The organism is Bradyrhizobium sp. SHOUNA76 (assembly GCF_023006445.1).
In the GTDB taxonomy this organism is placed as follows: Bacteria; Pseudomonadota; Alphaproteobacteria; order Rhizobiales; family Xanthobacteraceae; genus Bradyrhizobium.
On the sequence record NZ_JALBHA010000538.1, the window covers coordinates 1 to 4,106 of the forward strand.

Below are 4,106 nucleotides of genomic sequence, written 5' to 3' on the forward strand. Positions count from 1 at the left end.
CGCGAGGGCGCGCCATGGCGCAGGCCGAACAGCGCGCCCGCGAGCAGCGGCAGCGACATAGCGGGAATCGCGAACAGGCACACCCTGGAATTCTTGCCCATCAGCCGCATCGTCATCGGCATGGCCGGCGCCATCATCGCCTCGCTGCCGATCGCAACCGCAAGCAAACCGACCGGAAGCAGCAACAGCCAGCCCCAGCCGCGCAACAAGGCTTCGGGACGCGACAGATGCAGGCTGACGATGATCGCGGGGATCGCAAGCGACAGCGTGACCGCGAACTTCATGTCGAAGAACGGGTTGCGCATCGCGCTCATCACGTCGTGACGCACGCCGAGGAACGTCGCGAAGATCAGGATCGACAAGGGCGCGGCCACCAGCAGCGCCATGGTCAGCACGGCGCCGACCCGCGGCACGCGATGGGCGTTGTCGGCAGCGAGCGAGCGAATGAGTTGATCGGTATCCATGACTAGTGGTCCCGCAGTTTGGCAGTCAGTGCCGCAAGTCCGCGATGCAGTGCGACCCGCACCGCGCCTTCGCTCATCGAAAACTTCGCCGCCGTGTCCTTGATCGAGGCGCTCTCGACCGCGATCGACTGCAGCACGTCGCGCTGGCGCTGCGGCAGCGTGTTGAGCTGGGTTGCGACCTCGCCTGCAGAGGCCGTCTCCTGCGGTGCCTCGCCCGGCAGCGTCTCGGCGAAATCGTCAATGTTGACGAAGATGCGTCTGCCGCGTCGCCTGAGCGCATCGATCAGCTTGTTGCGGCCGATCGCGAACAGCCAGGGCGCGAAGGGGGCCTCGCTGTCCCATGTGTGCCGCTTCAGGTGCACCGCCAACAGTATCTCCTGCACGATATCCTCGGCCTGGTCCGGAGGTTGCCCGGCCCGCGCCAAGCCACGCCTCGCCGCGGCGCGCAGCACCGGCGTGACCGCCCTCAACAGGCGATGATACGCCGCATCATCGCCTGCCATGGCCGACCGCATCAGGCCGGTCCATTCGTCCTCACGTCCGCGCACGCGCGCCCCTCACCATGGAATTCGGCCGTTCGTTCAATTTGTTACGCGGGCGCCTCTCGATCACGAAGTCGTGATCAATGCCGGAACTCGCGACCGATACGGCCGGAAACGTCTGCGACGGCTCATAACACCGTTCGGCTCGCCCCGCACCCGGCGGCCGCTGCGTCGCCCCGCTTTGCCCCGTTTTCGCCCGGTGGAGCGCGAAGATTCCCCTTTTCTGCCCCGCTGTCGTCACGCCCCAGGGTCTCTGTTCGTTCCGGGACGGGCGGAATTGGGGAGATCGTCAACATGATGAAAGCCAGCGGGCGCGCGGCGTTGATCCTTCTTGCCGGCCTTTTCGTGCTGTTCGGAGGCGTTGCACAGGCAGCGCCCGACCAAGCCACAAGCGGCAAATCGGACAGCGCGGGCAAACAGGCTGACGCGGCCAAGCCGAGCAAGCACCGGCGCCACGAGTCGCGCCGCACCAATAGCAGCAAGACGGCACAGAAATCCGACAACAAGAACGACGCCCCGGCCAAGGCCGAGGAGCCGAAGGCCGACAACAAGGCCGACAACAACATGCCGGCCTCGAGCCAGATGCCGCCGGCGGTCGCCAATGCCAATGCGCAGCTCGCAGCCGCCGATACGCCGACTGCGGCTGCCGCCTCTGCGATGACGGACCGCGCCAACGGCAATGTCCAGGCAGCGGCCGACAACACCAACGCCGCAGCTGCCGAGGGCCAAGTTGTCGCGCCCGATCAGCTCAACGACATCGACCGCGCCGTGCAACAGGACAACCCGCCGGCGCAGAAGGCGGTGATTGCCGCAACCGAGGCGCAGCCCCGGCCGGCACCGGTGATGGCAAGCAGCCAGCAGAGCTCGGCCTGGGACCAGAGCTCCCTGATCGGCAAGATCTTCATCGGCGTCGGGACGCTGCTGACGCTGGCCTCGGCCGCGCGCATGTTCATGGCCTGATTGCCGGTTCCGGCAGGACGCGCCTCCCGCGCGTCCTGCGTCCCCGGCCCCCTTGAAGCCCACCGCGTCAGCGGGCACATTGCACGCCCAATCAAAAGCGTGGGTGGAGCATGAGCACGTTCGAACACATCATCGTCGAAAGCATCGGTGCGGTCGGCATCATCAAGCTGAACCGGCCGAAGCTGCTCAACGCGCTCTCCTTCGGCGTCTTCCGCGAGATCGCAGCTGCCGTCGACGATCTCGAGGCCGATGACGCCATCGGCTGCATCGTCGTGACCGGCAGCGAGAAGGCCTTTGCCGCCGGCGCCGACATCAAGGAGATGCAGCCGAAGGGCTTCATCGACATGTTCTCCGAAGATTTTGCCGCGATCGGCGGCGACCGCCTCGCGCGTTGCCGCAAGCCGACGATTGCGGCGGTTGCCGGTTACGCGCTCGGCGGCGGCTGCGAGCTCGCCATGATGTGCGATTTCATCATCGCCGCCGACACCGCGAAGTTCGGCCAGCCCGAGATCACGCTCGGCACGATTCCCGGCATCGGCGGCACCCAGCGCCTGACGCGCGCGATCGGCAAGTCCAAGGCCATGGACCTCTGCCTCACCGGTCGCATGATGGATGCGGCGGAAGCCGAGCGTTCAGGCCTCGTCAGCCGCATTGTTCCCGCTGACAAGTTGATGGACGAGGTGATGGCGGCAGCCGAGAAGATCGCGTCGATGTCGCGCCCTGCGACCGCGATGGCCAAGGAAGCGGTGAACCGCGCCTTCGAGACCACGCTCGCCGAGGGCATGAGCGTCGAGCGCAACCTGTTCCACTCCACCTTCGCGCTGGAGGACCGCTCCGAGGGCATGGCGGCGTTCATCGAGAAGCGCAAGCCGGTGAACAAGAACCGGTAACGTTCGGCGAGCGGTCAGGCTGGTGTAAGGCTCTGCCGCGTTCCCGCATCCCCCTGTGACGAAGCTGCAACAAGCACGGATTACATGGGGGTTTTCCCCGCGGCAGTTTGCCTGCGGGACCTCGGCTGGTTAAACAGTTAAGAGGCCACCGTCGGCGGGGGCGGACAGTCGGGTTAAGCGGGATTACATGATTGGACGTACCGCCAGAGCTGGTCGCGTGATGACGCGGCATCGATCGGGCGTAGGTCCTGTGCTTGCGACATGGACGACGCTGGCGCTCTGTTGCGCCCTGCCCTCCGCCGCCTGGGCCGAAGCCCTGCCGGAGGCGCTGGCCAAAGCCTACCAGACCAATCCGCAGCTCAATGCCGAACGTGCGCGACAACGCGCCACGGATGAGAACGTGCCGCAGGCTCTCGCCGGTTACCGGCCGCAGATCGTGGCGAGCCTTAGCGCCGGCCTGCAATCGGTGCGCAATCTGCTGCCCGACAACACGATCCAGACCGGCAACCTGAAGCCGTGGATCATCGGCGTCACCGTGACGCAGACCCTGTTCAACGGCTTCCGCACCGCCAACAACGTGCGGGCCGCCGAACTGCAGGTGCAGTCGGGCCGCGAGGCGCTGCGCAATGTCGGCCAGGGCGTCCTGCTCGACGCGGTGACCGCCTACACCAACGTGCTCGCCAACCAGTCGCTGGTCGAGGCGCAGCGTTCCAACGTCGCCTTTCTGCGCGAGACGCTCTCGGTCACCCAGCGCCGCCTCAACGCCGGCGATGTCACGCCGACCGACAGCGCGCAGGCCGAGGCGCGCCTCAACCGCGGCCTTGCCGATCTCAACGCCGCCGAAGTCGCGCTTGCCGTCAGCCAGGCGATCTATGCGCAAGTGATCGGCAATTCACCGTCGCAGCTTCGGCCCGCCGAGGTCGTCGACCGTTATCTGCCGAAGAGCCGCGAAGACGCCATGACGATGGCGATCCGCCAGCATCCGGCGGTGATGGCCGCCAGCTTCGACGTCGACGTCGCCTCCACCAACATCCGCATCGCCGAAGGCGCGCTGCTGCCGAGCGCCACCATCCAGGGCAGCGCCAGCAAGAGCCGCAACAACGACCCGACGCTCGGCACCTTCGCCGAGGACCAGGCCTCGATCGTCGCCAACGTCACCGCGCCGATCTACGACGGCGGCCAGGCCGCGGCGCAGACCCGGCAGGCCAAGGAGATCACGGCGCAGAGCCGGCTCGTGCTCGACCAGGTGC

General features: G+C 66.8%; 5 protein-coding genes. 3 read left to right on the top strand and 2 right to left on the bottom strand.

The window, feature by feature from the left end; translation table 11 throughout:
* Both MOV74_RS32745 and MOV74_RS32750 read right to left on the bottom strand, forming a co-directional pair.
* On the bottom strand, positions 1-464 hold a 464-nt coding region (locus tag MOV74_RS32745), incomplete at its 3' end, for an NrsF family protein (RefSeq protein ID WP_246931126.1).
* Between the two features lie 2 nt (positions 465-466).
* Positions 467-1,012, bottom strand: coding sequence for a sigma-70 family RNA polymerase sigma factor (locus MOV74_RS32750; protein WP_246931127.1), 546 nt, complete (start codon positions 1,010-1,012; stop codon positions 467-469).
* A gap of 288 nt (positions 1,013-1,300) precedes the next feature.
* Here MOV74_RS32750 and MOV74_RS32755 point away from each other — a divergent pair, with 288 nt between their 5' ends.
* The 3 genes from MOV74_RS32755 to MOV74_RS32765 all read left to right on the top strand — a co-directional run.
* Complete coding sequence (locus MOV74_RS32755) at positions 1,301-1,966, top strand: hypothetical protein (protein WP_246931128.1); 666 nt, start codon at positions 1,301-1,303, stop codon at positions 1,964-1,966.
* 110 nt (positions 1,967-2,076) lie between these two features.
* A complete protein-coding gene (locus MOV74_RS32760) occupies positions 2,077-2,856 on the top strand; it encodes an enoyl-CoA hydratase (protein WP_246931129.1) in 780 nt (259 codons plus the stop codon).
* 187 nt (positions 2,857-3,043) lie between these two features.
* Positions 3,044-4,106: TolC family protein (locus MOV74_RS32765; RefSeq protein ID WP_404979206.1), on the top strand; the 1,063-nt coding region annotated here is incomplete at its 3' end.

What these genes read in the sequence shown, in the direction of transcription:
- MOV74_RS32760 (WP_246931129.1), top strand. Translation starts at nt 2,077, where the DNA reads ATGAGCACGTTCGAACACATCATCGTCGAAAGCATCGGTGCGGTCGGC.
- MOV74_RS32755 (WP_246931128.1), top strand. Translation starts at nt 1,301, where the DNA reads ATGATGAAAGCCAGCGGGCGCGCGGCGTTGATCCTTCTTGCCGGCCTT.